The following is a 25,539-nucleotide window of genomic DNA, read 5'->3' as shown; positions in this document are numbered from 1 at the left end:
GCCGCCCACCTTGGGCACTTAGGGTGTATGACCCTGAACCCCGCAGACGATATTTTAGCCACTGCCATCCGCGAGCGATTGGGCGTGGATGTGCTACGCCCCCCAAGTCCGCGCCATCTGGAGGAACCGCGTCGCAGGTTTTCCGGACAAGGCGGTCTGCTGGCCCTGCCGCGGAGCGTCGATGAGGTTGCCGTTTTGGTGCAGTTGGCATCTGATGCGCGTGCCGCCGTGGTGCCCTATGGCGGTGGCACCGGCCTGGTCGCTGGTCAGGTCATGCCGGATGGCCCCGCGCCGCTGCTGATCTCGACAGAACGACTGACGGCGATCCGGGCAATCTATCCGACCGAAAATCTGTTGATCGCCGAAGCTGGTGCGGTTCTGGCCGATGTTCAGACAGCGGCCGAAAACGCCGACCGGCTGTTCCCGCTCTCATTGGCTGCGCAGGGGTCTTGCAGTATCGGTGGCAATCTGGCGACCAATGCCGGAGGGGTAAATGTACTGCGCTATGGCAACGCGCGTGATCTGTGTCTGGGTCTTGAGGCGGTATTGCCCAATGGCAAAGTGTGGAACGGCCTTGGACGGTTGCGCAAGGACAATACCGGCTACGATCTGCGCAATTTGCTGATCGGTGCCGAAGGGACGCTTGGGATCATAACGGCGGCGACGCTGAAGCTGTTTCCAAGGCCGGCATCTGTTGGGACCGCGATGCTGCATGTAGCCTCGCCCGAGGCCGCAATCCGCTTGTTGTCTTTGGCGCGGGACCAGGTCGGGGACCAGGTCAGCACTTTTGAGCTGATCCATCGTCAGGGTTTGCAATTCCTGTCAGAGGTTTTGCCGGAGGTGCGTCAGCCATTTCAATCGCAACCCGAGTGGAGTGTATTGATTGAGGTTGGCCTAACCGCCGCGCAAAACCCATCTGACATGCTGGAAGCTTTGTTTGCCGCAGCCGAGGCCGAAGAGCTCGTCAGTGATGGCGTCATCGCCCTGACCGAAGCGCAGCGCGGCGAACTATGGGCGTTGCGCGAAAACATCCCCGAAGCCAACCGGCTGATAGGGTCGATCTCGAGTCACGATATCTCGGTGCCGATATCTGAGATCCCCGACTTTGTCCGGAAGGGGCACGAGGTGATTTCAGCGTTGGGCGCGTTCCGTATCAATTGCTTTGGGCATCTTGGCGACGGGAACCTGCATTACAACGTCTTTCCGCCCGTTGGCCAAGATCGAGCGGCCTATGAAAACATGCGTTTGACCGTGAAGACAGCGGTTCACGACCTTGTCCACGCCTTTGGCGGCTCGGTCAGTGCGGAACACGGGGTAGGGCGACTGAAGGTGGACGATCTTGAACGCTATGGCGACCCGACCAAGTTGCAAGCGATGCGGGCAATAAAAACCGCGCTGGACCCAAAGGGGATTATGAACCCCGGGGCGGTTCTGCGGGTTTGACTGCGGCCCGGACAAGCCGGGCCGCGACAACCGAGGTGTCAGGAGCCTGGCAGAATAACCTTGTCGATGACGTGGATCACGCCGTTTTCGGCTTCGATATCGGCCTGAATAACGTTGGCGTCGTTGACCATTACGCCGTTATCCAGATCAATTGTGATGTCACCGCCCTGAACGGTTGCTGCCGTCATGTCATCCGACAGGTCGCCGGACATCACTTTGCCCGGAACGACGTGGTATGTCAGAACCGCAACCAATTGATCCTTGTTTTCGGGCTTTAGCAGGTCTTCGACCGTGCCTTCCGGCAGGGCGGCAAAGGCATCATCGGTTGGGGCAAAAACGGTGAACGGGCCCTCGCCCTTCAGGGTTTCGACCAATTCGGCGGCCTGCACAGCGGCCACCAGGGTGCTGAAACTGCCTGCGCCCACTGCAGTGTCCACGATATCTTTAGCGTGGCCGTCCGCGAGGGCGGAAGTTGTCAACAGAACACTTGCTACGCTGGTCACAGCGAATTTGCGAAACATGGCGTGAATTCCCTTTTGTGAAATGCCTCAACTGGCATCATCTTGGGTACGGCCCATGGTCGCAAAGGGATCACCGAAACGATTGTCCGAAAAGGTGTTGAAAAGCGGTCAAGGTGCGCTAAGCTGCGCACCTGCCATATTTCCAGTCACGGTTTTGTGAAGCACGAAGGTCTACAGCCCCTCGAACTCGCACAGAACGTGCACGTCCATGCCCATCTCTTCCAGAGCCTTCCGGCCACCAAGCTCGGGCAGGTCGATGATGAACGAGCAAGAGATGATTTCGCCACCCAACCGCTCGATCAGCTTTATACCGGCGGCGGCCGTGCCACCTGTGGCCAACAGATCGTCGACTACCAGAATTTTCTCACCCGGTTGAATTGAGTCGTCGTGGATTTCAACAATCGCCTCGCCGTATTCCAGCTTGTAATCCTGGCTTATTGTTGTGCCAGGCAGCTTGCCTTTTTTGCGGATCGGTACGAATCCGACGCTTAGCTGATGGGCTATGGCGCCGCCCAGAATAAAGCCGCGCGCCTCAAGGCCCACGACCTTGTCGATGCGCTCGCCTGCATAGGGGTGCAACATCTGGTCGATGGCCATGCGAAACCCGCGCGGATCAGCAAACAGCGTCGTCACATCGCGAAACATGATGCCTTCATGCGGGAAGTCGACGATGGTTCGAATGTAATCTTTGACTGTCTTGTTTCTGGACATGGGCCACCCCTTTGGCGTCAAAACACGCGGGCGTGTGTGGCCCATCGGGCATGGTCATGCAAGGCAAGTTTGCGCCCGCGGTTATTTGTGCCGTGGTTTGACCGTATTTGGCAGACCGTAATAGCGATACAAAACCGGAGGCAGCCACGATAGGTGCGGTTTGCGCCAATTGCGTTGATCCCGCAAAAGAAATGCCTGAGCAGTATGAAGGTTCATTGCTTAATTCCTTTTTTTTTGTTAGGTGCCCGATAACGACAAATTCTATGCGATGTATATACAATACATCTCGGAAAGAATCAAGATTCAAAGCGGGAACTGGGCGCGTGGCGAAGAAAGACGGTAAGGTTTCTACCAAGAAAAACAGTCAGTTGGTGTTGCGTCTGGACAAGGACGAACGGGATGCCTTTGTCGAGCTTTGCAAAGAGCTCGACACATCAGCGGCGCGTGAAATCCGGCGGTTCATTCGTGGGTTCATGAAAGAAAACGCCGAAAACTGAGTGTCAGGCTGGGCGGCGCAGAACTGCTGTTGCAACCCCCATACCGATCAGGGTCAAACCTCCGAAACGGGTCAGGGCGGTGATCGTGCCCGGACGGCCAATCATTTGGCGCAGCCTATCTGCCAGCAAGGCATAGGCCAGGGCGTTCAGCCAGGCCAGTCCGACAAATGTCGCGATCAGGATGGCAAACTGTGGACCCAGCGGATCAGCAGGGCGCAGAAACTGTGGCACGAAGGCAATGAAGAAGGCGATGGATTTTGGGTTCAGCGCAGTAACGGCTGCAGCGTGGCCAAAGACCCCCCTGGCGGTGACATTCCGACCTGTCTCAACCGCCTGCAACCCGTCGGAGGGGGCACTGCGCAGCAATTTGAGGCCAAGCCAGACCAGATAGGCCGCGCCGACCCATTTGAGGATGGAAAACAGCGTGGCCGAAGCCAGTACAAGTGCGCCAAGGCCCAGAAGGGACGCGGTCATCGCAATCAGATCCCCCACCGCAACACCTGTTGCCGAAGCTACTGCAACGCTGCGGCCTTTGGACAGGGCATAGCTCAGCACCAACAAAACTGTTGGGCCGGGGATCAGCAATAGGGCGGTAGAAGCGGCCACAAAGGCCAGCCAAAGATCAATCGACATAGTTCACCTGCAAAATTTGACGCAGCAAGCCCGCTTACGAGTTCCGCGTCAACCCCTTTGACGGCTCGGTCACGATGCGCATCAACGCCTCAAGCGGACCGCGTTTGAATTTTCGGGACCAAACCAGCGCGTAGGCCGACGACAGGATGCAAAAGCCGACGGCACAGATGAAAATCTGTGTGGTGGTCAGTCTACCGTCCAGCAATCCGGCCTCGTCCAGAATGCCCATGCCGATCAGAATATGGGCCATATAAAGCGTCAGGCTTTGCCGCCCGGGGGCCGTCAATGCCGAGGCAATCGGAGTTCTTTCGATTACGGGCCAGAATTTAAGAAGCAATCCGATCACAACACAGGCCGATCCGGTTCCGGCCAAAATATAGAACGGGCCGGGTGGGATGGATTCGGTTCCCAAAAAGGCGGAAAGGTCCGGGTCGCTGGTCAGCATTTGCGGAAACAGCGCCAACACAGCAGCGCCAAAACCCCACATGATCAATCGGTGCTGAATGCAGGTTGTATGCAACCCGCTCCGGCCGATTGCCATGCCGATCAGCAGAAAGGCTGCCCATGGGAACACAGGATGCCAGCCGTTGAAGAACAGGTTGCGGAGAAAGCCAGGCACGGTCCAGAGGTCTTCGTAGATCAGCGCGTCCCAGTTCCAGCCCTGATCGTATTCGACGACCAGATGCGCGGCGATCGACAGCGCAACCAATGCGAAGGCGCCAAGCCAAATCCCTCGGGGTGAGGCGGTCAGGAACATTGCGCCGACCACAAAATAGAGTGCGTAGAAGTGCAGGATATCGGCGTCAAATATCGTCATGTTGAGCAGGCCAAGCACGAACAGAAAGACCGCACGGCGCAAAAGGACCGAGGCAGAAAGGCGAGAAAGACCGACACCGATCCCGGCCAGCACAACAAAGAGGGATGCGGCGCGCCCCTCTAGCGCGTCGATCAGGACCGAGGCCCAATCCTGGCTTGGGGCGACCTCGGCGGCGATGCGGAAATTTACCAGAACCATGCCGCAAAACGCCAAAAACCGGGCTGCATCCAGGGCATCAAGACGAGTCATTCTGGCAGGTTTCCAATAGCTTGTGTTCCGATTATCTTTGTCTCTCAATGGGTTCGCTCCGAGGCAATTTCAACGGTGACCCAGCAGATTGCGCACCGACTTTGCAAGCGGGCAACAGGTTTAAGATTGGATTAAACCGTCAGGCCGTATCTTGATTCTGATACGGGCATGCCCACTCTCATTGCACACCCAGACGATCGGAGGGGACCGATGACGCAGACACCTGAGATGAACGCCGGTCCGATCCGGGACACCGTCCCGTCAAGGGCGGCAAAGATCAAAGGGGCCATTGTCCTTGCAGCACTGGTTCTGGCTGCACTCTATGCAATTGCTGTCACCTACATGTATGTCAATCAACGCTCACTTCTGTTCAAACCCGAAGGCGAATTGCCTCAGCCTGGCGCGGTCGGTCTGGCGGATGTCGAAGTCGTTTCTTTGCCAATGTCCGATGGCGTCGTCCTGACGGCGTGGTCCGCGCCGCCTGCGGTGGAAGATGCCCCGACGGTGCTATTCTTTCATGGCCAGAGCGGCAATCTGGGCGATCGCGCGGATCGTATGCGCGAAATTCTGAACAGCGGCTACGGTCTACTCGCCCCCAGCTATCGTGGCTTTCCGGGCAGTGAGGGTGAGCCGTCCGAAATTGCGCTGATCTCGGACGGGATTCAGATGTTTGACCGGCTGCAAGGACAGGGCGCGGATGTGGTCCTGCATGGGCAGAGCCTTGGCACCGCCGTCGCGGCGGCTGTCGCGGAACAGCGCCCGAATGCGCAGCTGCTGGTGCTTGAGGCCCCGTTTACCGCTACTGTTGATGTCGCCGCCGAGCGTTATCCGTGGTTGCCGGTTTCGGCGCTGATGAAAGATCAGTTCGCGACGCGCGATCTGATCGAACATATTTCGGTTCCGACCCTGATCTTTCACGGCACCAACGACGAAACGGTTCCGTTTCATCACGGTGAAGCCTTGTCGGAAATGGCCGGGGACAACACGCAACTGCATGTGGTCCCGGACGGAACCCATAATGACTTGTGGTCGCACGGGTTGTGGGATGAAGTGCAGAAAAGCCTGACTCAGAACTGAGACAGGCATTATCAGAGGATTCGACCCGCCACCGCATCCAGTTTCGCCATCAGCGCCGGGTCGCGCTTTTCTGGGGCTGTCAGGATCGCATATTCCAGCGCCCGGTCGCAGCCATGCGGGCAGGGCGCGCGCTCGGTCCCTAACAGCGCGGGCAAGCCCTTGACCAATGCTCGACCCTTGTCGGCGTTACCGGTCAGGGTGGCAATGATCGCGGTCACATCGACCTCGCCGTGGTCGGGATGCCAACTGTCATAATCCGTAACCATCGCGATCGAGGCATAACAAAGCTCGGCCTCGCGGGCGAGTTTCGCTTCGGGCATGTTGGTCATTCCGATCACATCGCACCCCCAATGCTCACGATACATTTTCGACTCGGCCAGAGACGAGAATTGCGGGCCTTCCATTGCCAGATAGGTGCCCCCGCGATGTATCGTTATGTCGGCGGCCTTGCCTGCTGTTTCGCAGGCGTCCGACAGACGCGGACAGGTCGGATGGGCGACACTGACATGCGCGACACAACCAGAACTGAAGAAGCTTTTTTCGCGCGCAAAAGTCCGGTCGATGAACTGGTCGACGATGACAAAGTCGCCCGGGGCCATGTGTTCGCGAAACGACCCACATGCCGAGACTGAAATCACATCCGTCACTCCCAAACGCTTCAAAGCGTCGATATTGGCGCGATAGGGCACATCGGTTGGCGAATGTACATGCCCGCGCCCATGGCGGGGCAGGAACGCCATCTCGACGCCGCCGAGAGACCCGGTCAGGATCTGATCCGAGGGTGTACCCCAAGGGGATTCCACACTGACCCATTCGGCGTTTTCCAGGCCATCAATGTCATAGATTCCCGATCCTCCGATGACGGCGATTTTGGTTTGGGTCACTTCGGCTCTCCGCGTGAAATTAATGTTCAAGGATTTGTGCTGGGGCGGGGGCAATTTGGCAAGTGGCTTCAACCATTTGTGTGTTTTGCGGTTTAGCTATGCATTTGTTGCATGGCAGGGTCCCGATTTGTGCAGTACCTCTTGCACTGTTTGACCGCTAGAAGACCCCTTTCGCGCGAATATGATGACCCACAGGACCAATCCATGCCCCGAGCCTTGCTGGCAAGCTTTGCCAATCGCCTAGCCATACCCGATCTGCGTTGGATGCCTGACGAGGGGTTCACCCTGTCGCGCATCCGGATCGAGCTTTTGTCGGGCCTGACCGTGGCGCTTGCGCTGGTGCCCGAGGCTGTGGCCTTTGCCTTTGTCGCCGGGGTGCACCCGCTGGTCGGTCTCTATGCCGCGTTTCTGGTCGGGCTTATCACCGCTCTGATCGGCGGCCGCCCTGGTATGATATCAGGTGCAACCGGCGCTTTGGCCGTTGTGATGGTGGCTTTGGTTGCGCAGCACGGGGTCGAATACCTGTTCGCAACCGTTGTTTTGATGGGGATTTTGCAGGTGATCGCCGGGGCCATGCATTGGGGCCGGTTTATCCGCCTTGTCCCGCATCCGGTGATGTTGGGCTTTGTGAACGGCCTGGCCATCGTGATCTTTCTGGCGCAGTTGGGGCAGTTCAAAGTCCCGGGAACAATGGAGAATACAGGTCACGGCATGAGCGGCGGTGAATGGCTATCGGGTATGCAGCTTTACACGATGCTGGGTCTGGTGGCGCTGACGATGGCGGTGATCTGGGTGATGCCGCGCGTTACCCGCATCATTCCTGCTCCGCTTGCCGGGATCGTCGTGGTTGCAGCTCTGGTGATCGGTCTGGGCTTGGATGTGCCGCGCGTTGGCGATCTGGCGTCGATCGAGGGCGGTTTGCCGTCCTTCCACATCCCGATGGTGCCGCTGACGTGGGAGACCTTCAACATCATCCTGCCCTACGCAGTCATTCTCGCAGCCATCGGCCTGATCGAATCCCTGTTGACCCTGAACCTTGTTGGCGAAATCACCGGCAAGCGTGGCGGAGCCTCGCAGGAATGCATCGCGCAGGGTGCGGCCAATGTCGTGACCGGGTTTTTTGGCGGCATGGGCGGCTGTGCGATGATCGGCCAGTCGATGATCAACGTGAAATCGGGCGGTCGGACACGTGTTGCGGGCATCGCCGCAGCCCTGTTCCTTCTGGTCTTTATCTTGTTCGCCGCCCCGTTGATCGAGCAAATTCCGCTGGCTGCGCTGGTGGGCGTAATGTTCATGGTGGTGATCGGTACGTTTGCCTGGAACTCGTTCAACATCATGCGAAAGGTGCCCGCGATGGATGCCTTCGTCATTGTGCTGGTCACCGTGGTGACCGTGATGGAGGATCTTGCGGTTGCAGTCGTGGTCGGCGTGATCGTCTCGGCGCTGGCCTATGCCTGGAACAACGCCAAGCGCATCCACGCGGAAACGCGCGAGTCGATCACCGAAGAGGGGGCGAAGGTCTACGAGATCAAAGGCCCTCTGTTCTTCGGATCCTCTGAAGGCTTTGTGGAGCTGTTTGACGTGCCCAACGATCCAGAGGTCGTGATCGTTGATTTCGCTGATAGCCGCGTCGTCGACCAGTCGGCGCTGCAAGCAATCGAGAATGTCGCTGCAAAATATGAGGCCGCTGGTAAGCGCGTGATGCTGCGGCACCTGAGCCGGGATTGCCACAAGCTGCTGAACAAGGCCGGGCACCTGATGGTCGACAGTGACGATGACCCCGACTATGGCCTGGTGGTCGACTATTCAGTGCGTACCGGAATTCTGGGTGGGCATTGAAATTTTGCGAGGCGCTGCCTCGCGCTCCGAAATATTTTTTTAAACAGAAGAAGCAAGGATCTCCTGCTTTATCTAGCGAAAAAATATCCCGCGGGAGGTGCGGCTTGCCGCGACGGGGGCGCCCCCCGATGCTCAGTCGTCGGGTCTGCTGAGAGAGAACAACTCGGAGACCACTGCGTAATCGCGATACCCCAACCGCGCCAGGGGTTGGAATGAGGTGACATCGAATTTGCCGTCGCGGATGTGATCGTCGTGCAGATGTACGCCAGTGACCTCGCCGAAGACCACTCGGTTCGCTTCCCCCGGCAGGTTCACGATCTGAGTTAGTTTGCATTCCAGCGCAGCCGGTATGCCCTCGATCCGCGCGCAACCGATCGTCTCGCATTCGACAGGGGTCAACCCCGCATGATCGAATTCATCGACATGCTTGTCCAACCCGGCAGAGCTGGCGTTCATCGCGTCCCGATGGGAATGGCTAACGATATTCACACAGAACACCCCGGTTGCCTCGATATTGGCCAGGCTATCCTTGGTCCCGTCCTGATCGTGCTTTGACCCGGTCGATGCAAACATCACTTGCGGTGGGGTGTAAGCGACCCCATTGAAAAAGGAGTAGGGGGCCAGGTTGTTGATCCCGTCCGCGTCGCGGGATGAAATCCAGCCGATGGGGCGGGGTGTGATGATGGCGTTGAACGGGTTGTGCGGCAGGCCGTGGCCGTCTTCGGGGCGATAGAACATCTCGGACTCCAAGCATTTGCTCAAGGCGTATCGAAGTGATAGGGCGAATTCCAGCAGGGAAATGAGGGCTGGGGTGCAGCAGTTCGAGATCAGGCCGGAGGGGCTGGAGGATTGGTGGGAGGTCGAGGCCCTCTATGACCTGTGTTTCGCACCAGGGCGCGAAGCGCTGTCCTCGTATCGGTTGCGCGACGATGTCGATCCGGTTGCCGGACTTTCACTGGTTGCGCGCGATGGTCAGGGTATTCTGGCTGGGGCCATCCGGTTTTGGCCGGTCCATGTTGCCAATAACGATGCGCTGTTGTTGGGGCCGGTTGCAGTCCATCCGACACATCAGGGCGAGGGATTGGGCCGGTTCCTGATCGATCAGGGTGTCGGCGCCGGGCGCGAATTGGGGTGGGATCGCGTGATGCTGGTGGGTGATGCGCCATATTACGCGCGATTTGGCTTTATGCCTCTGGTTGGGGTCGAGATGCCGCCTCCAACCAACCCCGAGCGCGTTCTGGGACTGGATCTGACCCCCGGAGCCTGGGCGAACATTGCGGGTCCGGTTACGCGCTGGACGCGCTGACCCATTGAAAATCGTCGGCAAAATGCCAATGTCTTTCCGGCAGGAGGGCATATATGCAGGACGTGGTTCTGATTGAAAAGGTCGATGCCGACGTCGAATTGGATCGGTTGGCGCAGCATTACAAATCGGCAGGTGGTACCGGAGTGAAACTGTTGAACAGCTTGGGTGGTTCGGCCGAATCCCTGTTGGAGCAACTGCCGGAACCTGTCCGAAATGGGCTGACAGAGGCCACCGAGCAGGCGCTATGGATGGCGATGTACGCCGCTCAGGGTTCGCGCAGGGCGGTGCCGGATCAAAGCCCTTGGGTCAATACCGCTGTGACCACCGCGATGGGTGCGGCCGGTGGGCTGGGCGGTGTTACCACGTCATTGGTGGAACTTCCGGCCACTACAGCGATGTTGCTGCGCGCCATTCAAGGTGCAGCTGCGCGCGAAGGGTTTGATCCTGCGGCGCAGAACGTCATGTTCGATTCGATTCGCGTGCTGTCTGCGGCGGGTCCGATGTCCGACGATGATGGCGCGGATCTCGGCTTCTTTTCCGTGCGTCTCACGTTGACCGGCCCGACGATGCAAAGGGTGATTGCAGCGGTTGCGCCGCGCTTGTCGGTTGTGCTGGGTCAGAAACTGGCAGCCCAATCCGTGCCGGTTCTGGGGGCGCTTGCGGGCGGTGGCACGAACTATGTCTACGCGCGGTACTACCAGCAGATCGCGCGGGTACATTTTGGCTTGCGTAGGCTGGCGATTGACGCCGATATCCCTCATTCCGAACTCGTTGAACGCCTGACCCATCGCATGCGGAATTGAATAGCGCAGAGCCGTTCACCCTCAGATGTCTTTACATATTTGGTGTCTGATGCTGTACTGAACACAAAATAGGGCAGATTGACCGTTTGAGAGGTGGCGGCGAAGCGATGGGTTCAGAGCTGACGATCAAGCCACACCGACCTGCGCATGTACAACCGGTTTTGGCCCAATCAGCTGCTTTGTGCTATCGTATCGAAAAAGGCAAACCACGGGTTCTACTGATTACAACACGTGGTTCCCGTCGCTGGATCATACCGAAAGGGTGGCTCAGCAAAGATTTGTCCCCGGATCGCTCGGCCACCCGCGAAGCGTGGGAGGAAGCGGGCGCAATCGGGCATGGCGCAAAGATGCCGCTTGGACGTTTCTCGTATGTAAAGAACCGTCCGGGGAAGGGGCCTGCGCTGGTACTTGTTGACGTTTTCCCGCTGTTCGTGCAGCGGCTTGCATCGAAATACCCGGAATCCGGCGAAAGGAAACGGAGGTGGTTTTCGCCGAAAAAAGCATCGCAACGGGTCGCATTTCCGGAACTGGCGGCGCTGTTGCGGGGGTTCGACCCCAAACTTAATTGAACGACCACCGGAAAGACTTGAATTTGCCCGGTTGCCCGGTATCTATTCGCCAACCGGCAATTTGGATGGAATATGATTCAATACGCACTGAAATGCCGTCACGGCCACAGTTTCGACAGTTGGTTCCAGTCGGCCGAGGCATATGACAAGCTTGCCGCGGCAGGGCTGGTTGTCTGTGCCGTGTGCGGGTGCTCGGGTGTGGAAAAGGCCGTAATGACGCCCCGTGTTCGTCCGGCGCGGCAAGGCAAGCCTGCGAAGAGCAGCGCCGAGAGTGAACGGATCGATGTCGCCGCGATGAACCCTGAAATTGAAAAGGTTCTGACCGAGTTGCGTCGTAAGGTCGAGGAAAACTCGGACTATGTTGGCAAAGCCTTCGCCAGCGAGGCCCGCAAGATGCATTTGGGCGATGCGCCCGAGCGTCCGATCTATGGCGAGGCAAAGCCGGAAGAGGCCCAGTCCCTGATCGAAGACGGTGTGCCGGTGGCGCCCCTGCCATTCGTACCCAGCAGAAAGACAAACTGACCCATGCATGTTGTTGTTACCGGTGCCAATCGCGGGATCGGCAAAGCTCTGTCCGAACTCTACCAGGGGCATGGGCATTCGGTCAGCGGCACGACCCGGGATGGCAGCGCCGGGCTGACATTGGACGTCACGGACCCCGAGCATCACGCGGCGATGGCTGCCGATCTGGTTGGTGCCCCGGTTGATCTGCTGATCTGCAATGCAGGGGTTTATCTGGACAAGGGTCAGGACATCAATGGCTATCCGGCCGAGATGTGGGCGCAGAGTTTTGCAACCAATGTTACCGGTGTGTTCCTGACCGTGCAGACATTGCTGCCCAACCTTCGGAAAGCAAACGGAAAGATCGCAATATTGTCGTCCCAGATGGCATCGCATTCCCGTGCCCCGGGCGGCAGTTATATCTATCGGGCATCAAAGGCTGCGGCGCTGAACCTTGGGCGCAATCTGGCGACGGATCTGCGCGTGGACGGCGTCGCCGTAGGGATCTATCACCCGGGTTGGGTGCAGACCGATATGGGTGGCAGCGCCGCCGAGATCACTGTGGATCAGGCGGCAAACGGCCTTATTGCGCGGTTCGACGCCCTGTCACTTGAAACAACCGGTTGTTTTGAAACCTGGGATGGCCAAGCTCACCCTTACTGAGCGTTCAGGGCCGCTTTGGGTATTTCGAACACTTCCGAGGGTTCGATAAAGATGACCATTATGTCACCGGGGGTTTCGTATGACAGTTTCGAGGTCGAACTGCTGGAATCCGGAACACCGTCGGTGAAATAGATGTTGCGCACATCTCCGGTCGGCAGTTGTACAGCAAGTGTTGCCGTGCCGTCGTCGCGGCGGCGCAACTCGGCATGACAGCTTTGCAACGGCGCCCCCGCGGTGGCCGCGCAGGGCACGGTGCCCAAAGCGTTCTTACCGTCGGTGCCCGCTTGGGTTGCGACCTGGGCCAGGGCCGGGGACGAAATCAGGCTAAGAGCCAAAGCAAAACGCAGCATGGAAATCCTCTTGAATTAAGTGGTTACCGATACGCATACACATGCCGATCAGCTTGTAAAGTCGCGCATCCGGCGGGCCTGCCCACTTGCCCTTGCGGTTCCCCTCGCATATGAGGCACGCAACCTGACTTTCAAGGCGCGGAGACACCTGCCCCCATGCCAGTACTTGTAATGAAATTCGGCGGCACTTCGGTCGCCAATCTTGACCGTATCCGCCGCGCCGCGAAACGCGTTGGTGTCGAGGTGGCCAAGGGATACGACGTGATCGTCATCGTTTCGGCCATGTCGGGCAAGACCAATGAATTGGTGGGCTGGGTCGACGAAACTTCGCCCCTATACGATGCGCGTGAATATGACGCCGTAGTCTCGTCAGGCGAGAACGTGACCGCCGGGCTGATGGCTTTGACGCTTCAGGAAATGGATGTCCCCGCGCGCAGCTGGCAGGGTTGGCAGGTGCCGCTGTTGACCAACAGCGCCCACAGTCAGGCCCGAATTGAGGATATTCCGACCGATAACATTGGCCAAAAGTTCGCCGAAGGCATGAAAGTTGCCGTTGTGGCTGGCTTTCAGGGGCTTAGCCCCGAGGGCCGGATCACCACGCTTGGCCGTGGGGGGTCAGATACGACTGCTGTGGCCTTTGCCGCCGCATTTGGTGCCGAGCGGTGCGATATCTACACGGATGTGGATGGTGTCTATACCACCGACCCGCGTGTTTGCGACAAGGCGCGCAAGCTGGACAAGATTGCGTTCGAGGAGATGCTGGAACTCGCCTCACTGGGGGCCAAGGTCCTGCAAACCCGCTCGGTCGAGCTGGCGATGCGGTTTAAAGTGAAATTGCGCGTTCTCTCAAGTTTTGAAGAACAATCCGACGAGGCTGGTACGCTGGTCTGCGACGAGGAGGATATCATGGAATCCAATGTTGTGGCCGGTGTGGCCTATTCCCGCGACGAAGCAAAAATGACCGCCGTTTCGGTGGCGGACCGCCCGGGCATCGCTTCGATCATCTTCACCGCGCTCAGCGAGGCGGGTGTGAACGTGGACATGATCGTGCAGAACATCTCGGACGAAGGGCGCACGGATATGACCTTCTCGTGCCCGACCGAACAGGTTGCCCGCGCCGAGCAGGCCCTGATGGGAATCAAAGATCGGGGCGAGTTGAACTTTGCTGAGCTGGTCGCCGACAACGACGTCTGCAAGGTCTCGGTTGTCGGTATCGGCATGCGCTCGCAGTCCGGTGTCGCGGCCAAAATGTTCAAGGTACTCTCGGATGAGGGGATCAACATCAAGGTCATTACAACCTCTGAGATTAAAATTTCCGTCCTCATCGACAGGAAATACATGGAACTTGCTGTTCAGGCACTGCATGATGCCTTTGAACTGGACAAGGCGGCCTGAGCATTCAGCCAAGTGGCCCGTCTGAAACCGTAACGTGGGTGGGCCATGGCGGACGGCACCGAAACTGAATCCCGCAAGCTGCTGGGGCGGCTGCGCGAAGAGATGGCGAGCGAGGCCGCCGGTCAGGAACGTCTTGACCGGATCACGCATCTGATTGCGGATAGCATGCGCAGCGAGGTGTGCTCGGTCTATCTGTTCCGAGACGAAGACACGCTTGAGCTCTGCGCGACCGAAGGTCTGTCGCCCGAAGCGGTCCACAAGACGCGTATGCGTCTGGGCGAAGGGCTTGTCGGTCGCGTCGCCCAAAGCGGCAAAGTCGTGAACACGGCAGATGCGCCCTCGGCCAAAGGGTTCCGCTATATGCCGGAGACCGGGGAAGAGCGTTTTTCGTCGTTTCTGGGCGTTCCGGTGCAACGACTGGGCGAAAAGCTGGGCGTTCTGGTCGTTCAATCGCGCGAAGCGCGCGAGTTTTCCGCAGATGAAATTTATGCGCTGGAAGTGGTTGCCATGGTTCTGGCCGAAATGGCCGAGTTGGGTGCCTTTGTCGGTGAAGGTGCGGCGCTGTCTCCCTTGCACCAGCAGTCGGTTTTGCTGCGCGGAGGGCCGGCACAGGAAGGGTCTGCCGAAGGCCATGTCTGGCTGCACGAACCTCGCGTCGTGGTTACAAACCCGATCGCAGAAGACCCCCACCGCGAACGCGAACGCCTGACCGAAGCGGTCGAGGAATTGCGCGTCGGCGTCGACAAGATGCTTGAGATTTCGCAGGGCGGTGACAAAGAGCAGCTTCAAGTTCTCGAAGCCTATCGGATGTTCGCCAACTCCAAAGGCTGGATGCGCCGGATGGAAGAGGACATTGCCCTTGGCCTCAGCGCCGAAGCTGCGGTGGAGAAAGAGCAATCGCAGGCCCGGGCGCGAATGAGTCAGGTCTCGGACCCGTACCTGCGCGAGCGTCTGGCCGATCTGGACGACCTCAGTAATCGCCTGCTGCGGATTTTGACCGGGCAGGGCGGCAATGGTGCTGCTGATCTGCCACCCGACCCGATTCTGATCGCACGTAACATCGGACCCGGAGATTTGCTGGAATACGGACGTGCGCTCAAGGGTATTGTCCTTGAAGAAGGCTCGGTCGGTAGCCACGCTACAATCGTTGCCCGCGCGCTGGCGATTCCGCTGGTCGTCCATGTGGGCCGGATCACGACCGAAGCGCTTAATGGCGATCACATCCTGGTCGACGGTGACCAGGGCGTCGTGCATCTGCGGCCCGAAGATACCGTCGTCAGCGCATTCCGTGACAAGATCGCGATGCAGGCCAAGGCGCAGGAACGATATGCGTCGATCCGCGAAACGCCAACGGTGACGCAGGATGGGGCGCGACTCAATCTTGTGATGAATGCCGGGTTGATGGCCGACTTGCCGTCACTCGAAAACTCGGGAGCCGAGGGTGTTGGGCTGTTTCGCACCGAGTTGCAGTTTCTGATCCGCAATCAGATGCCCAAGCGGCAGGAACTTGTTTCGCAATATCAGCGTGTTCTGGATGCCGCAGGCGAAAAGCGCGTGGTGTTTCGTACGCTGGATATCGGGTCGGACAAGGTGCTGCCCTATATGAAGCATGTTGCTGAGCCAAACCCGGCATTGGGGTGGCGCGCGATCCGTGTTGGTCTGGACAAGCGCGGCGTCATGAGGATGCAGCTGCAGGCGTTGATCCGCGCCGCCAACGGTCGTCCGCTGACCGTCATGTTCCCCTTTGTTGCGCAGGCAGACGAATTCCGCGAAGCCCGATGGGAGGTCAACAAGACCATCGATCGGGAAAAGCGACTGGGCCATGTCTTGCCCGAAGCGCTTGAGATCGGCGCAATGCTGGAGACGCCTTCACTGGCTTTTGCTCCGCAGAAGTTCTTTGACGAGGTCGATTTCATTTCAATCGGCGGCAACGATCTGAAGCAGTTCTTCTTTGCCGCCGACCGCGAGAACGAACTGGTGCGTCGCCGCTATGACACTCTGAACGTCAGCTTCCTCAGCTTTATTGAACGTATCGTCGAACGGTGCGGCATTTCCGATACGCCGGTGAGTTTCTGTGGTGAGGATGCAGGCCGTCCGGTCGAAGCGCTGTGCCTTGCGGCCATGGGTATTCGGACATTGTCGATGCGCCCGGCCTCGATCGGACCGGTCAAAAGTCTGCTGCTGCGGTCCAATCTTCAGGACGTGCGCAAAATCATCGCCGACGCCCGCCACAGGGGCGAGCAATCGGTGCGTCCAGCGGTAATGGACTGGCTACGCAATCAGAACTGAGTCCGAATATCGCTTGAAATGTGATTATCAGCTTGATTTTTGCGCTCTGCCTTTCTATTCAGACGGCAAATGTTAGCGATAACAGTTCTCGCTGATCGATCAGGCCCACCCAGCCATGAAGACGCTTGGGTGCAATGCCAGGTCAGGCCGAAGGCGAAGAACTTGGGAAGGAGCCAACGATGGTTTCACGCGTAATACCAGTCGATCCATTTGATCTTGTGTTGTTCGGCGCAACCGGTGATCTGGCGCAGCGCAAAATTCTGCCTGGGCTCTACCACCGGTTTGAAGTGGGCCAGATGCCGGATGATGCACGTATCATCGGAACCGCACGGTCGGACATGGACAGCGACGCCTTTCGCGCGCAGGTGCGCAGCTCGATGCAGGAGTTTGCGCCGAATTTTGACAAGGACACGCTCGATCGGTTTCTGGATCGCGTAGATTATGTGCCGGTGGACGCGCTTGGCGATGCCGGGTGGGCGGGGCTGACAAAAGCGTTGCGGCCCGATGTCGTGCGGGCCTTTTATCTGTCCGTTGGTCCGGGCCTGTTTTCCGGCATTGCGCAGCGCCTTTATGATGCCGGCCTTGCCACGCCCGAGAGCCGCATTGTGGTGGAAAAACCCTTCGGTCACGATCTGGCGTCGGCCAAGGCCCTGAACGAAGGATTGCGCTCGTGCTTTCAGGAGCATCAGATTTATCGCATCGATCACTATCTGGGTAAGGAAACCGTGCAGAACCTGATGGCGCTGCGCTTTGCCAATTCGCTGTTCGAGCCGCTCTGGAACGCCACCCATATCGACCATGTGCAGATCACGGTTGCCGAAACCGTCGGTGTCGAAGGGCGCGGGGCCTATTACGATCAGTCCGGTGCCATGCGGGACATGATCCAGAACCATCTGGTGCAGTTGCTGTGTCTGACGGCGATGGAGCCTCCGTCAAAGTTTTCGCCCAACGCTGTGCGCGATGAAAAGGTCAAGGTGATCGAAGCGCTGGAGCCGGTCGACCAGAGCGATATCGCCCGCGGTCAGTACCGGGCCGAGAAGGGCGAAGGCGGGTATGTGGATCACGTTGGAAATCCCGGCAGCCGCACCGAAAGTTTCATTGCGCTCAAAGCGCATATCGGTAACTGGCGTTGGGCTGGTGTGCCGTTCTATCTGCGTACAGGCAAGCGCCTGCGGGCGCGCGAGTCTGAGATTGCGGTCTTCTTCCGCGATCCGCCACATACGATCTTTCCCAACGTTGGCCCGTTGCATGGCAACGTGTTGGTGATCCGTCTGCAACCAGACGAAGGCATCACCCTGCGCACCACGATCAAAGAGCCCGGTCAGGGCGGCTTTCGGTTGTCCGATGTCGCGCTGGACATGAGCTTTGCCGATGCGTTGGGTGACGATTCACAATCCCCGGATGCCTATGAACGCCTGATCATGGATGTGATCCGGGGCGACCAGACACTGTTCATGCGCGGCGACGAGGCCGAGGCCGCCTGGGCTTGGGTCGATCCGATCATTCACGGCTGGGAAGAGCGCGGCGATCGACCGGCTCGCTATGATCAGGGCAGCTCGGGTCCCGAAGAGGCGCTTATGCTGATGCATCGGGACGGACGCCGCTGGCGCCAGATTGGGGGATAAGATGGTACACAACGTCATCACTGATGTCACTCAACGCATCATCGACCGCAGTGCCGATCTGCGTGGGCCGCATCTGGAGCGGATGGAACACGCCCGATCCAAGGGCCCGGCGCGCGCGCATCTGTCGTGTAGCGGTCAAGCCCATGCCTATGCGGGGGCAGGGCAGGACCAGCAGTCGATGGCGACCGGCACCGCCGGAAATCTGGGTATCGTCACCGCCTATAACGATATGCTCTCGGCTCACCAGCCGTTCGAACGTTACCCGGGCCTGATCCGCGATGCGATCCGCACCGCAGGTGGCACCGCGCAGGTCGCCGGTGGTGTGCCTGCCATGTGCGATGGCGTCACGCAGGGCGAGGCGGGGATGGAACTATCGCTGTTCTCGCGCGACGTGATTGCCCTGGCGACGGGTGTGGCGCTCAGCCACAACACCTACGATGCGGCGGTGTTCCTTGGCGTCTGCGACAAGATCGTGCCCGGCCTGATCATCGGCGCACAGGCCTTTGGTCATTTGCCTGCCGTCTTTCTGCCCGCCGGTCCCATGACCAGCGGCCTGCCAAACGACGAAAAGGCCAAAGTCCGTCAGAAATTCGCTGCCGGAGAAGTGGGTCGCGAGGAACTGATGGCCGCCGAAATGGCTGCCTATCACGGCCCCGGCACCTGTACCTTCTACGGCACGGCCAATACCAACCAGATGCTGATGGAATTCATGGGCCTGCACTTGCCGGGCTCGAGCTTCGTCAATCCCAATACGCCCCTGCGCGACGCGCTGACCGAAGAGGGTGCGCGGCGGGCCTTGTCGCTTAGCGCGCTGGGCAACAACTATACGCCTGTGTACCAGGTTCTGGACGAGCGAGCTTTTGTAAACGGTATTGTTGGTCTGATGGCGACTGGGGGCTCAACGAACCTGTTGATCCACCTGATCGCGATGGCCCGCGCCGGTGGCATCGTGCTGGACTGGGAAGATTTCTCTGACATTTCTGGCGTCGTGCCTCTGGTTGCGCGGGTCTATCCCAATGGCTTGGCCGACGTGAACCATTTCCACGCGGCGGGTGGTCTGGGCTATTGCATCGGAACGCTGCTCGAGGACGGGTTGCTGCACCCTGACACACTGACCGTCGCGGGGCAGGGGCTGCACAACTACACCAAAGAACCCAAACTGATCGAGGGCGAACTGGTCTGGGAAGAGGGCGCAGGCCACAGCCTGAACGAAAAGATCGTCCGCCCGGCCAAGGACCCGTTTCAGCCCACCGGGGGTCTATCACGCCTGACCGGCAATCTCGGCACCGGTGTTATGAAAGTCTCGGCCGTTGCGCCGGAACACCAGGTGGTCGAAGCGCCAGTCCGCGTGTTTCACGATCAGGACGACGTGAAAGCCGCCTTCAAGGCCGGTGAGTTCACCGATGACGTCGTTGTCGTCGTTCGCTTTCAAGGGCCAAAAGCCAACGGGATGCCTGAACTGCATTCCCTGACGCCAATCCTGTCGATCCTGCAGGGCCGCGGCCAGAAAGTGGCGCTGGTTACCGATGGCCGCATGTCTGGCGCGTCCGGCAAGGTGCCCGCCGCCATCCATGTCTGCCCCGAGGCGCTTGACGGCGGCCCCATCGCCCACCTGCAGGACGGCGATCTGCTGCGTGTTGATGCCGTGAAGGGTGAGCTTGAAATTCTGACGTCCGGCGTTCTTGATCGGACCCCGGCCACTGCCGATCTCACGGCTAACCAACATGGCGTCGGTCGCGATCTTTTTGGCGCGTTCCGCCAGAATGTCGGCTCAGCTGACACTGGCGCCACCATTTTCGGAGTTTAATCTCATGTCCAAAACCCAACGCACCCGCGAGATCTGCGCATTGGCTCCGATCGTGCCGGTACTGGTCGTCGATGACGCAGACCACGCCCGCCCTTTGGCCGAAGCGCTGGTTGCCGGGGGGCTTCCCGCGCTCGAAGTTACCTTGCGCACCCCAGCGGCGCTGGACGCGATCCGCGCCATGGCCGAGGTGCCCGGCGGTGTTGTCGGCGCAGGTACGCTGATCACGCCCAAGGACGTCCGCGCCGCCAAAGACGCAGGTGCGCAGTTCGGCGTCTCGCCCGGTGCCACCGATGCCCTGATCGCGGCCTGTGAAGCCGAAGGCCTGCCCCTGTTGCCCGGCGCGGCCACCGCGAGCGAGGCGATGGCGCTGCTGGAAAAGGGCTATGACATGCTGAAATTCTTCCCCGCCGAAGCTTCGGGTGGCGCGCCTGCATTGAAAGCAATCGGCGCACCCTTGCCACAGATCAGCTTTTGCCCAACGGGCGGTGTTTCGCCGTCAAATGCACGTGACTACCTGTCGCTGTCCAACGTGGTCTGCGCGGGCGGCAGTTGGGTCGCGCCCAAAACGCTGGTGCAAAACGGCGATTGGGCCGGGATCGAGGCTCTCGCGCATGAGGCTGCGCTCCTGAAGGATTGACGCCCGGAACCCTCTCGCTAGGGTGGGCGTCAATTCAAACAGGTTAACCTCATGACAAACCAAATCTCTCTCGCGCAGGGGCGCGAGTATCTGGCCATTCCCGGTCCGTCGGTCATGCCCGATGCGGTGCTGCAAGCCATGCATCGCCCGTCGCCCAATATTTACGACGGAGCGCTGATCGAGATGATGCCCACCTTGCTGCAAGACCTGCGCCGTGTCGCCCGCACCGACCACAATGTCGCGATCTACATCGCCAACGGCCACGGCACGTGGGAGGCCGCGTTGTCTAACGTGATCGCACCGGGCGAAACCGTGCTGGCTCCGGCCTCGGGCGCGTTCACCCACGGATGGGCGGAAATGGCCCAAGGGATCGGCGCAAAGGCGGAGGTCATCGATTTCGGAACATCTTCGTCCTGGGATATCGACCGCATCGCCGAGGTTCTGCGCGCCGACAAAAACCACAAGATCAAGGCGGTGCTTGCCGTCCACGTCGACACATCGTCTTCGATCCGCAATGACATCCCGGCATTGCGCGGCCTGCTGGACGATCTGGGTCACCCCGCGCTGCTGATGGCAGATTGCATCGCGTCACTGGGCTGCGATCGATTCGAGATGGATGCTTGGGGTGTAGATGTGACTGTTACCGCCTGCCAGAAAGGGTTGATGACGCCCGCAGGCATGGGCTTTGTGTTCTTTAACGAAAAGGCACAGACCAAGCGCGCCACGATGCCCCGCGTTTCGCGCTATTGGGACTGGGAGCCGCGCGCCGATCCAGAGCTGTTTTATCAATATTTCAATGGCACGGCGCCTACACATCACTTGTATGGATTGCGCGCCGCACTCGACTTGATCCATGCAGAAGGGATCGAGAATGTCTGGACCCGCCATCAACGTCTGGCGCAAGCGGTTTGGGTGGCCTGCGAGTCTTGGGCCGAGGGCGGTGCCTTGCACCTCAATGTCGCCGCCTCCGAACATCGCAGCCATGCCGTCACCGCGCTGCGTCTGACCGAAGGGCGGGGTACGGCTCTGCGCAACATCACCGAGCACAAACTGGGCCTGACCCTCGGCATCTGTTTGGGGATGGAAGACTGGGATGGTTGTTTCCGCCTCGGTCACATGGGCCACGTCAACGCCCATATGGTGATGGGTATGTTGGGCGGTATGGAAACAGCTATGGCGTCGCTGGGTATCCCTCGCGGCAAAGGCGCGCTTGAGGCTGCCGCTGCGGTGCTTGCCGCCTGACCACCCACGAGGCCACGACGTCAAACAGCCCCCTTTTTGGCGACCCAATCCGGGTGCCGACAGTCAGACTTTTTGCTTGGCGATGGAGAGCGCCGCAGGCAGCGCAGACGCAAAAGCAGCCAGGTCTTCCGCGCGGCCGCAACTGACCCGGATGCAGCGGTTTTGTGGTGCAGCAAAGGGCATCCGCACGAAAACGCCCTGTTCGACAAGTTGGTCGAGGACAGACTTGGCAAAGGCGCCATCCTGCCCGCAATCCATCGCCACAAAATTGGTGGCCGACGGCAGAGGTTCCAAGCCATTATCTCGTGCGATCGTGGCAAGCTGTTCGCGCGCTTGGGCTATGTCGCGCTGAACCTTCTCCAACCACTCGGAATCCTGTAGCGCGGCCAACGCGCCAGCCTGCGCTGCCCGATTCATGCCGAAATGGTTGCGCACTTTGTTGAAGGCCGTGATCAGCCCAGGCTCAGCGATGGCATATCCGACCCGCGCGCCCGCCATGCCGTAGACCTTGGAAAAGGTCCGCATGCGGATCACCCGGGGATCATCCGCCGAGATTGGTGCCGCCGTGCCCTCGGGCGCGCATTCGACATAAGCCTCGTCCAGAACCAAAAGACACCCTGAGGGCAAACTCTCAAGCGCTGCAACGATTTCGGCGCCCGAATGCCAACTGCCCATCGGATTGTCCGGGTTGGCCAGGTAAACCAGCTTTGCCCCGACCTCGGCGGCTTGTTCAAACAGCGCCTTGGGATCCTCATGATCGCCGCGATAAGGCACCTTGTGCAAGACGCCACCAAATCCCGCCACGTGGTAATTGAAGGTCGGGTATGCGCCATCAGAGGTCACAACCGCATCACCCGGCGCGATGAGCAACCGCACCAGATACCCCAGTAACCCATCGATCCCTTCGCCGACGACGATGTTGTCGGGGCGGACACCGTGATGATCTGCCAGCGCATGCCTCAGATCGTGATTTTCCGGATCGCCATACATCCAGATATCACCTGCCGCCTTCCGCATCGCCTCAACCGCGCGCGGGGAGGGTCCAAAAACGCTCTCATTCGCGCCCAGTCGCGCCACAAACGGCGCGCCGCGCTGACGTTCCTGAGTTTCAGGGCCGACAAAGGGCACTGTTGCGGGCAAAGATTGGGCAAGCGGGGTGTATCTTGGACTGGTCATTGGCGCAGATAAGCGCAAGCCCGGCATCCGGGCAAGCCTTGCGCTACTGCCTGGCCGATTGAGACGCGTCGCTAATGCGTTGGCGCGTCCGGTGTCGCATGCCCTGACGTCGCGGTGGAATTTCCTGCGCCTTTCAGGGCATGGTCAAAGCAACAGAAAGAGGGAGGCCAAGATGGCGCGCGTGTCTGTCGAATATCGGGATCACATCGCTCATGTCACGCTGACGCGTGGCGACAAGATGAACGCGCTGGACGATGCGATGATCAAGGCGATCCTGTCAGCCGGGCAAGAGGTCGCCGCCTCGGATGCCCGCGCTGTGGTTTTGTCGGGCGAGGGCAAGAGCTTTTGCGCAGGGCTCGACATGGCCAGTTTTGCCAGCATGGCCCATACCGACCCGACCGAATGGCTGATGACCCGCAGCCATGAGGATGCCAACGAGATGCAGGAGCTTGCGCTGATCTGGCGGCGCATTCCGGTTCCGGTGATCTGCGCCCTTCAGGGTGTCGCCTATGGTGGCGGGCTGCAAATCGCGCTGGGTGCGGATATTCGTATTGCCCATCCCGAAACCCGGTTGGCGGTGATGGAAATGAAATGGGGCATCATCCCGGATATGGGTGGCATGGTCCTGCTGCCGCGTCTTGTGCGTTCCGACGTTTTGCGACTGTTGACCTATACGGCGCGCCCCATAGGGGCCCAGCAAGCTACCGATTGGGGTTTGGTGACCAAGCTTTCCGACGGCCCACTGACCGAGGCGCTGGCGCTGGCCGAAGATATTGCAGGGAAAAGCCCATCGGCGATCCGCGCCGCAAAACGCCTGATCGAAGTCGCCGAAGCCAAGCCCCGCGCCGAGGTTCTGCTCGAGGAGTCCGCCGAGCAAGTCGAACTGATCGGAAAACCGGATCAGATGGAGGTTGTGATGGCGCAGATGCAGGGTCGGAAACCCGAGTTCAAATAGTCACCGCATAAAGGCGCGCCGGGCATCGCGGGCCATGTTGTAGCGCATTTCCAGATCGGCGATTTTCGCCATCGCTGCCTTGCGCGCCTGTGGTTCGGTCAGGGATGCATAGGCTGCCCTGGCAGCGTCCAGTTCTTTGCGGATTGCAAACTCTTCGGGTAAGACACCAGCCTGCGCCATGATCCTGTGACCGGCCGCGATCGCCGGGTCGGTCTGCGCCTCTGACGACCGATCGGGCAGGGGCTGACCCTCTCCGGCAAGTCCCTCCAGCTGACCTTCGGTCTGGGCCTTTTTGATCTGGCGTTCCACCAGTTTTGCAAACGATCCGAACATAGCCCTACTATAGTCACTTGTCGTGCGGGAGAAAAGCGATCAGCGCATTCGGTTGGTCACCAGATAGACGATGCCTCCTGCCATCAGCCCCCAGACGGCTGCGCCCAACCCGAACACCGTGATGCCTGAGGCGGTGACGGCAAAGGTCAGCACGGCGGCTTCGCGTTCGGCTGAGACTTCAAGCGCCGCCGCAGTTGAATTGGCCATGACACCGATCAACGCGACACCAGCCAGCGTTCCCATCAATCGTGGATCGGCATGCGCCGCAAAGCTGGTGATCGCAACCGCAAAAACGCCGAATATGGCGTAGAAAACGCCCCCCATGATCGCGGACCAAAACCGTTGCGTCGGGTCCGGATGGCTGTCCTCGTTCGAGCACATCGCCGCTGTTATGGCCGCCAGACATGTTGCCGGAGCACCAAAGGGCGCGGACAGGATGCTGGCTCCACCGACCGCGGGAAACAGCTTGGCCGGATTGGGCGCGAAACCAAAGCTGCGCATCACCGCAATACCAGGGATGTTTTGCGTTGCCATCGTGACGACAAACAGCGGCAGCCCGATGCCGATGGCCGAGGCAAGCGAAAAGCTGGGCATCGTCCAGACCGGGGCCGTCACCAATTGCTCGGGGCGAATCGCGCCGTCACCGGCAGTCAGGACAACCACGATGGCCGCCGCGACAACTGCTGCCGGAACCGCCATCAGCCGATTGATCCGTCCGGCAACAAACCACGTTAGGATGACCGGCAACGCCTGCAATGGTATCTCTGCGGCTGCCTTGAACGGCAAGATACACAGCGGCAACAACACGCCGCCCAGCATCGCCTGAGCCAGCGTGGTGGGTATCGCATCCGCCAAACGCCCCAACGGACGCCAGGCCCCTGCCAGAACCGTCGATGCACCTGCAAACAAGAAAGCGCCGATTGCGCCCGAAAACCCTTCGGCTGGGGTGACCGAAACGGCAAGAAGCGCAGCACCTGGCGTCGACCAGGCAACGCTGATCGGCATCTTGTACCAAAAGCTGAGGAGGATTGCCGACAATCCCATGGCGATCGCGGCGCTCATCAGGCCCGATGCGGCCTGCTGTGGCGATGCGCCCATCGCATTGAGCCCTTGCAGAAGGATCGGGAACGAGCTGAAGAAACCCACGACGGCGACGACAAGGCCGGTCGAAATTGTCTGTATCGGTGGATATTGCTGCTGCATGCTGTCCTCAGGCC

General features: G+C 59.6%; 26 protein-coding genes. 16 read left to right on the top strand and 10 right to left on the bottom strand.

Translation table 11 applies throughout. From position 1 onward, the window contains the following. The first annotated feature begins 27 nt into the window (after nucleotides 1-27). Nucleotides 28-1,443: an FAD-binding oxidoreductase gene (locus ACR0LX_RS08490; protein ID WP_480783327.1), complete on the top strand. Its 1,416-nt coding sequence runs from the start codon at nucleotides 28-30 to the stop codon at nucleotides 1,441-1,443. A 38-nt stretch (nucleotides 1,444-1,481) separates the two neighbouring features. Here the strand turns inward: ACR0LX_RS08490 and ACR0LX_RS08485 are convergent, their stop codons facing one another. Together ACR0LX_RS08485 and ACR0LX_RS08480 are read right to left on the bottom strand one after the other, a co-directional pair. Beyond that, nucleotides 1,482-1,964 (bottom strand): fasciclin domain-containing protein, encoded by a 483-nt coding sequence (locus ACR0LX_RS08485; protein ID WP_480783326.1) that lies wholly within the window; start codon nucleotides 1,962-1,964, stop codon nucleotides 1,482-1,484. A 171-nt stretch (nucleotides 1,965-2,135) separates the two neighbouring features. Beyond that, nucleotides 2,136-2,675, bottom strand: coding sequence for an adenine phosphoribosyltransferase (locus ACR0LX_RS08480; protein WP_480783325.1), 540 nt, complete (start codon nucleotides 2,673-2,675; stop codon nucleotides 2,136-2,138). 323 nt (nucleotides 2,676-2,998) lie between these two features. Here ACR0LX_RS08480 and ACR0LX_RS08475 point away from each other — a divergent pair, with 323 nt between their 5' ends. After that, entirely contained in the window at nucleotides 2,999-3,172 is a 174-nt protein-coding gene (locus ACR0LX_RS08475) for a hypothetical protein (RefSeq protein WP_480783324.1), read from the top strand. Nucleotides 3,173-3,175: 3 nt separating this feature from the next. Here ACR0LX_RS08475 and ACR0LX_RS08470 read toward each other — a convergent pair whose 3' ends face one another. Both ACR0LX_RS08470 and ACR0LX_RS08465 read right to left on the bottom strand, forming a co-directional pair. Next, nucleotides 3,176-3,805, bottom strand: coding sequence for a LysE family translocator (locus ACR0LX_RS08470; RefSeq protein ID WP_480783323.1), 630 nt, complete (start codon nucleotides 3,803-3,805; stop codon nucleotides 3,176-3,178). 34 nt (nucleotides 3,806-3,839) lie between these two features. After that, nucleotides 3,840-4,871 carry a DUF418 domain-containing protein gene (locus ACR0LX_RS08465; RefSeq protein WP_480783322.1) on the bottom strand — a complete coding sequence of 344 codons (1,032 nt, stop codon included), beginning with the start codon at nucleotides 4,869-4,871 and terminating at the stop codon, nucleotides 3,840-3,842. 210 nt (nucleotides 4,872-5,081) lie between these two features. Here ACR0LX_RS08465 and ACR0LX_RS08460 point away from each other — a divergent pair, with 210 nt between their 5' ends. Beyond that, a complete protein-coding gene (locus tag ACR0LX_RS08460) occupies nucleotides 5,082-5,948 on the top strand; it encodes an alpha/beta hydrolase (protein WP_480783321.1) in 867 nt (288 codons plus the stop codon). An 11-nt stretch (nucleotides 5,949-5,959) separates the two neighbouring features. Here ACR0LX_RS08460 and ACR0LX_RS08455 read toward each other — a convergent pair whose 3' ends face one another. Next, nucleotides 5,960-6,832 (bottom strand): S-methyl-5'-thioadenosine phosphorylase, encoded by an 873-nt coding sequence (locus ACR0LX_RS08455; RefSeq protein WP_480783320.1) that lies wholly within the window; start codon nucleotides 6,830-6,832, stop codon nucleotides 5,960-5,962. 204 nt (nucleotides 6,833-7,036) lie between these two features. Between ACR0LX_RS08455 and ACR0LX_RS08450 the strand changes: the two genes are divergently transcribed. Further along, entirely contained in the window at nucleotides 7,037-8,671 is a 1,635-nt protein-coding gene (locus ACR0LX_RS08450) for a SulP family inorganic anion transporter (RefSeq protein WP_480783319.1), read from the top strand. Between the two features lie 132 nt (nucleotides 8,672-8,803). Here the strand turns inward: ACR0LX_RS08450 and ACR0LX_RS08445 are convergent, their stop codons facing one another. Continuing rightward, complete coding sequence (locus tag ACR0LX_RS08445; RefSeq protein WP_480783318.1) at nucleotides 8,804-9,409, bottom strand: flavin reductase family protein; 606 nt, start codon at nucleotides 9,407-9,409, stop codon at nucleotides 8,804-8,806. A gap of 73 nt (nucleotides 9,410-9,482) precedes the next feature. On the opposite strand from ACR0LX_RS08445, the gene ACR0LX_RS08440 reads away from it, so the two are divergent. From ACR0LX_RS08440 to ACR0LX_RS08420, 5 genes are all read left to right on the top strand, one after another. Further along, complete coding sequence (locus ACR0LX_RS08440; protein WP_480783317.1) at nucleotides 9,483-9,977, top strand: GNAT family N-acetyltransferase; 495 nt, start codon at nucleotides 9,483-9,485, stop codon at nucleotides 9,975-9,977. Nucleotides 9,978-10,030: 53 nt separating this feature from the next. Continuing rightward, on the top strand, nucleotides 10,031-10,780 hold the full coding sequence (locus ACR0LX_RS08435) for an EcsC family protein (protein WP_480783316.1): 750 nt from the start codon (nucleotides 10,031-10,033) through the stop codon (nucleotides 10,778-10,780). A gap of 107 nt (nucleotides 10,781-10,887) precedes the next feature. Further along, on the top strand, nucleotides 10,888-11,349 hold the full coding sequence (locus tag ACR0LX_RS08430) for an NUDIX hydrolase (RefSeq protein WP_480783315.1): 462 nt from the start codon (nucleotides 10,888-10,890) through the stop codon (nucleotides 11,347-11,349). A 72-nt stretch (nucleotides 11,350-11,421) separates the two neighbouring features. Beyond that, complete coding sequence (locus ACR0LX_RS08425) at nucleotides 11,422-11,871, top strand: DUF1178 family protein (RefSeq protein WP_480783314.1); 450 nt, start codon at nucleotides 11,422-11,424, stop codon at nucleotides 11,869-11,871. Between the two features lie 3 nt (nucleotides 11,872-11,874). Next, on the top strand, nucleotides 11,875-12,513 hold the full coding sequence (locus ACR0LX_RS08420) for an SDR family NAD(P)-dependent oxidoreductase (RefSeq protein WP_480783313.1): 639 nt from the start codon (nucleotides 11,875-11,877) through the stop codon (nucleotides 12,511-12,513). Here ACR0LX_RS08420 and ACR0LX_RS08415 read toward each other — a convergent pair. After that, complete coding sequence (locus tag ACR0LX_RS08415; protein WP_480572155.1) at nucleotides 12,507-12,863, bottom strand: hypothetical protein; 357 nt, start codon at nucleotides 12,861-12,863, stop codon at nucleotides 12,507-12,509. The genes ACR0LX_RS08420 and ACR0LX_RS08415 overlap by 7 nt on opposite strands. Nucleotides 12,864-13,019: 156 nt before the next feature. On the opposite strand from ACR0LX_RS08415, the gene ACR0LX_RS08410 reads away from it, so the two are divergent. The 6 genes from ACR0LX_RS08410 (at nucleotide 13,020) to ACR0LX_RS08385 (ending at nucleotide 21,858) form a co-directional block, all read left to right on the top strand. Further along, nucleotides 13,020-14,258 carry an aspartate kinase gene (locus tag ACR0LX_RS08410; RefSeq protein WP_480572158.1) on the top strand — a complete coding sequence of 413 codons (1,239 nt, stop codon included), beginning with the start codon at nucleotides 13,020-13,022 and terminating at the stop codon, nucleotides 14,256-14,258. A gap of 45 nt (nucleotides 14,259-14,303) precedes the next feature. Beyond that, nucleotides 14,304-16,547: a phosphoenolpyruvate--protein phosphotransferase gene (ptsP, locus tag ACR0LX_RS08405; protein ID WP_480572161.1), complete on the top strand. Its 2,244-nt coding sequence runs from the start codon at nucleotides 14,304-14,306 to the stop codon at nucleotides 16,545-16,547. A 179-nt stretch (nucleotides 16,548-16,726) separates the two neighbouring features. Continuing rightward, nucleotides 16,727-18,172 carry a glucose-6-phosphate dehydrogenase gene (zwf, locus tag ACR0LX_RS08400; protein WP_480783312.1) on the top strand — a complete coding sequence of 482 codons (1,446 nt, stop codon included), beginning with the start codon at nucleotides 16,727-16,729 and terminating at the stop codon, nucleotides 18,170-18,172. A gap of 1 nt (nucleotide 18,173) precedes the next feature. After that, nucleotides 18,174-19,979: a phosphogluconate dehydratase gene (edd, locus tag ACR0LX_RS08395; RefSeq protein WP_480783311.1), complete on the top strand. Its 1,806-nt coding sequence runs from the start codon at nucleotides 18,174-18,176 to the stop codon at nucleotides 19,977-19,979. Between the two features lie 4 nt (nucleotides 19,980-19,983). Continuing rightward, nucleotides 19,984-20,616 (top strand): bifunctional 4-hydroxy-2-oxoglutarate aldolase/2-dehydro-3-deoxy-phosphogluconate aldolase, encoded by a 633-nt coding sequence (locus ACR0LX_RS08390; RefSeq protein ID WP_480783310.1) that lies wholly within the window; start codon nucleotides 19,984-19,986, stop codon nucleotides 20,614-20,616. A gap of 51 nt (nucleotides 20,617-20,667) precedes the next feature. Further along, nucleotides 20,668-21,858, top strand: coding sequence for a pyridoxal-phosphate-dependent aminotransferase family protein (locus ACR0LX_RS08385; protein ID WP_480783309.1), 1,191 nt, complete (start codon nucleotides 20,668-20,670; stop codon nucleotides 21,856-21,858). Between the two features lie 63 nt (nucleotides 21,859-21,921). Here the strand turns inward: ACR0LX_RS08385 and ACR0LX_RS08380 are convergent, their stop codons facing one another. Then, complete coding sequence (locus tag ACR0LX_RS08380; protein ID WP_480783308.1) at nucleotides 21,922-23,034, bottom strand: pyridoxal phosphate-dependent aminotransferase; 1,113 nt, start codon at nucleotides 23,032-23,034, stop codon at nucleotides 21,922-21,924. A gap of 172 nt (nucleotides 23,035-23,206) precedes the next feature. On the opposite strand from ACR0LX_RS08380, the gene ACR0LX_RS08375 reads away from it, so the two are divergent. Then, entirely contained in the window at nucleotides 23,207-23,989 is a 783-nt protein-coding gene (locus ACR0LX_RS08375) for a crotonase/enoyl-CoA hydratase family protein (RefSeq protein ID WP_480783307.1), read from the top strand. On the opposite strand, the gene ACR0LX_RS08370 is transcribed toward ACR0LX_RS08375, so the two are convergent. After that, nucleotides 23,990-24,322: a DnaJ family domain-containing protein gene (locus tag ACR0LX_RS08370; protein WP_480783306.1), complete on the bottom strand. Its 333-nt coding sequence runs from the start codon at nucleotides 24,320-24,322 to the stop codon at nucleotides 23,990-23,992. Nucleotides 24,323-24,361: 39 nt separating this feature from the next. After that, nucleotides 24,362-25,525 (bottom strand): benzoate/H(+) symporter BenE family transporter, encoded by a 1,164-nt coding sequence (locus ACR0LX_RS08365; protein WP_480783305.1) that lies wholly within the window; start codon nucleotides 25,523-25,525, stop codon nucleotides 24,362-24,364. Between the last annotated feature and the right edge of the window lie 14 nt (nucleotides 25,526-25,539).

It is taken from the genome of Ruegeria sp. CH11 (genome assembly GCF_056537105.1).
The sequence above is the reverse complement of the archived record's forward strand: the minus strand, read 5'-3'. Positions and strand labels throughout refer to the sequence as shown.

What these genes read in the sequence shown, in the direction of transcription:
- ACR0LX_RS08490 (WP_480783327.1), top strand. Translation starts at nt 28, where the DNA reads ATGACCCTGAACCCCGCAGACGATATTTTAGCCACTGCCATCCGCGAG.
- ACR0LX_RS08485 (WP_480783326.1), bottom strand. Translation starts at nt 1,964, where the DNA reads ATGTTTCGCAAATTCGCTGTGACCAGCGTAGCAAGTGTTCTGTTGACA.
- ACR0LX_RS08480 (WP_480783325.1), bottom strand. Translation starts at nt 2,675, where the DNA reads ATGTCCAGAAACAAGACAGTCAAAGATTACATTCGAACCATCGTCGAC.
- ACR0LX_RS08470 (WP_480783323.1), bottom strand. Translation starts at nt 3,805, where the DNA reads ATGTCGATTGATCTTTGGCTGGCCTTTGTGGCCGCTTCTACCGCCCTA.
- ACR0LX_RS08465 (WP_480783322.1), bottom strand. Translation starts at nt 4,871, where the DNA reads ATGACTCGTCTTGATGCCCTGGATGCAGCCCGGTTTTTGGCGTTTTGC.
- ACR0LX_RS08460 (WP_480783321.1), top strand. Translation starts at nt 5,082, where the DNA reads ATGACGCAGACACCTGAGATGAACGCCGGTCCGATCCGGGACACCGTC.
- ACR0LX_RS08450 (WP_480783319.1), top strand. Translation starts at nt 7,037, where the DNA reads ATGCCCCGAGCCTTGCTGGCAAGCTTTGCCAATCGCCTAGCCATACCC.
- ACR0LX_RS08445 (WP_480783318.1), bottom strand. Translation starts at nt 9,409, where the DNA reads ATGTTCTATCGCCCCGAAGACGGCCACGGCCTGCCGCACAACCCGTTC.
- ACR0LX_RS08435 (WP_480783316.1), top strand. Translation starts at nt 10,031, where the DNA reads ATGCAGGACGTGGTTCTGATTGAAAAGGTCGATGCCGACGTCGAATTG.
- ACR0LX_RS08430 (WP_480783315.1), top strand. Translation starts at nt 10,888, where the DNA reads ATGGGTTCAGAGCTGACGATCAAGCCACACCGACCTGCGCATGTACAA.
- ACR0LX_RS08425 (WP_480783314.1), top strand. Translation starts at nt 11,422, where the DNA reads ATGATTCAATACGCACTGAAATGCCGTCACGGCCACAGTTTCGACAGT.
- ACR0LX_RS08420 (WP_480783313.1), top strand. Translation starts at nt 11,875, where the DNA reads ATGCATGTTGTTGTTACCGGTGCCAATCGCGGGATCGGCAAAGCTCTG.
- ACR0LX_RS08415 (WP_480572155.1), bottom strand. Translation starts at nt 12,863, where the DNA reads ATGCTGCGTTTTGCTTTGGCTCTTAGCCTGATTTCGTCCCCGGCCCTG.
- ACR0LX_RS08410 (WP_480572158.1), top strand. Translation starts at nt 13,020, where the DNA reads ATGCCAGTACTTGTAATGAAATTCGGCGGCACTTCGGTCGCCAATCTT.
- ptsP (WP_480572161.1), top strand. Translation starts at nt 14,304, where the DNA reads ATGGCGGACGGCACCGAAACTGAATCCCGCAAGCTGCTGGGGCGGCTG.
- zwf (WP_480783312.1), top strand. Translation starts at nt 16,727, where the DNA reads ATGGTTTCACGCGTAATACCAGTCGATCCATTTGATCTTGTGTTGTTC.
- edd (WP_480783311.1), top strand. Translation starts at nt 18,174, where the DNA reads ATGGTACACAACGTCATCACTGATGTCACTCAACGCATCATCGACCGC.
- ACR0LX_RS08390 (WP_480783310.1), top strand. Translation starts at nt 19,984, where the DNA reads ATGTCCAAAACCCAACGCACCCGCGAGATCTGCGCATTGGCTCCGATC.
- ACR0LX_RS08385 (WP_480783309.1), top strand. Translation starts at nt 20,668, where the DNA reads ATGACAAACCAAATCTCTCTCGCGCAGGGGCGCGAGTATCTGGCCATT.
- ACR0LX_RS08380 (WP_480783308.1), bottom strand. Translation starts at nt 23,034, where the DNA reads ATGACCAGTCCAAGATACACCCCGCTTGCCCAATCTTTGCCCGCAACA.
- ACR0LX_RS08375 (WP_480783307.1), top strand. Translation starts at nt 23,207, where the DNA reads ATGGCGCGCGTGTCTGTCGAATATCGGGATCACATCGCTCATGTCACG.
- ACR0LX_RS08370 (WP_480783306.1), bottom strand. Translation starts at nt 24,322, where the DNA reads ATGTTCGGATCGTTTGCAAAACTGGTGGAACGCCAGATCAAAAAGGCC.
- ACR0LX_RS08365 (WP_480783305.1), bottom strand. Translation starts at nt 25,525, where the DNA reads ATGCAGCAGCAATATCCACCGATACAGACAATTTCGACCGGCCTTGTC.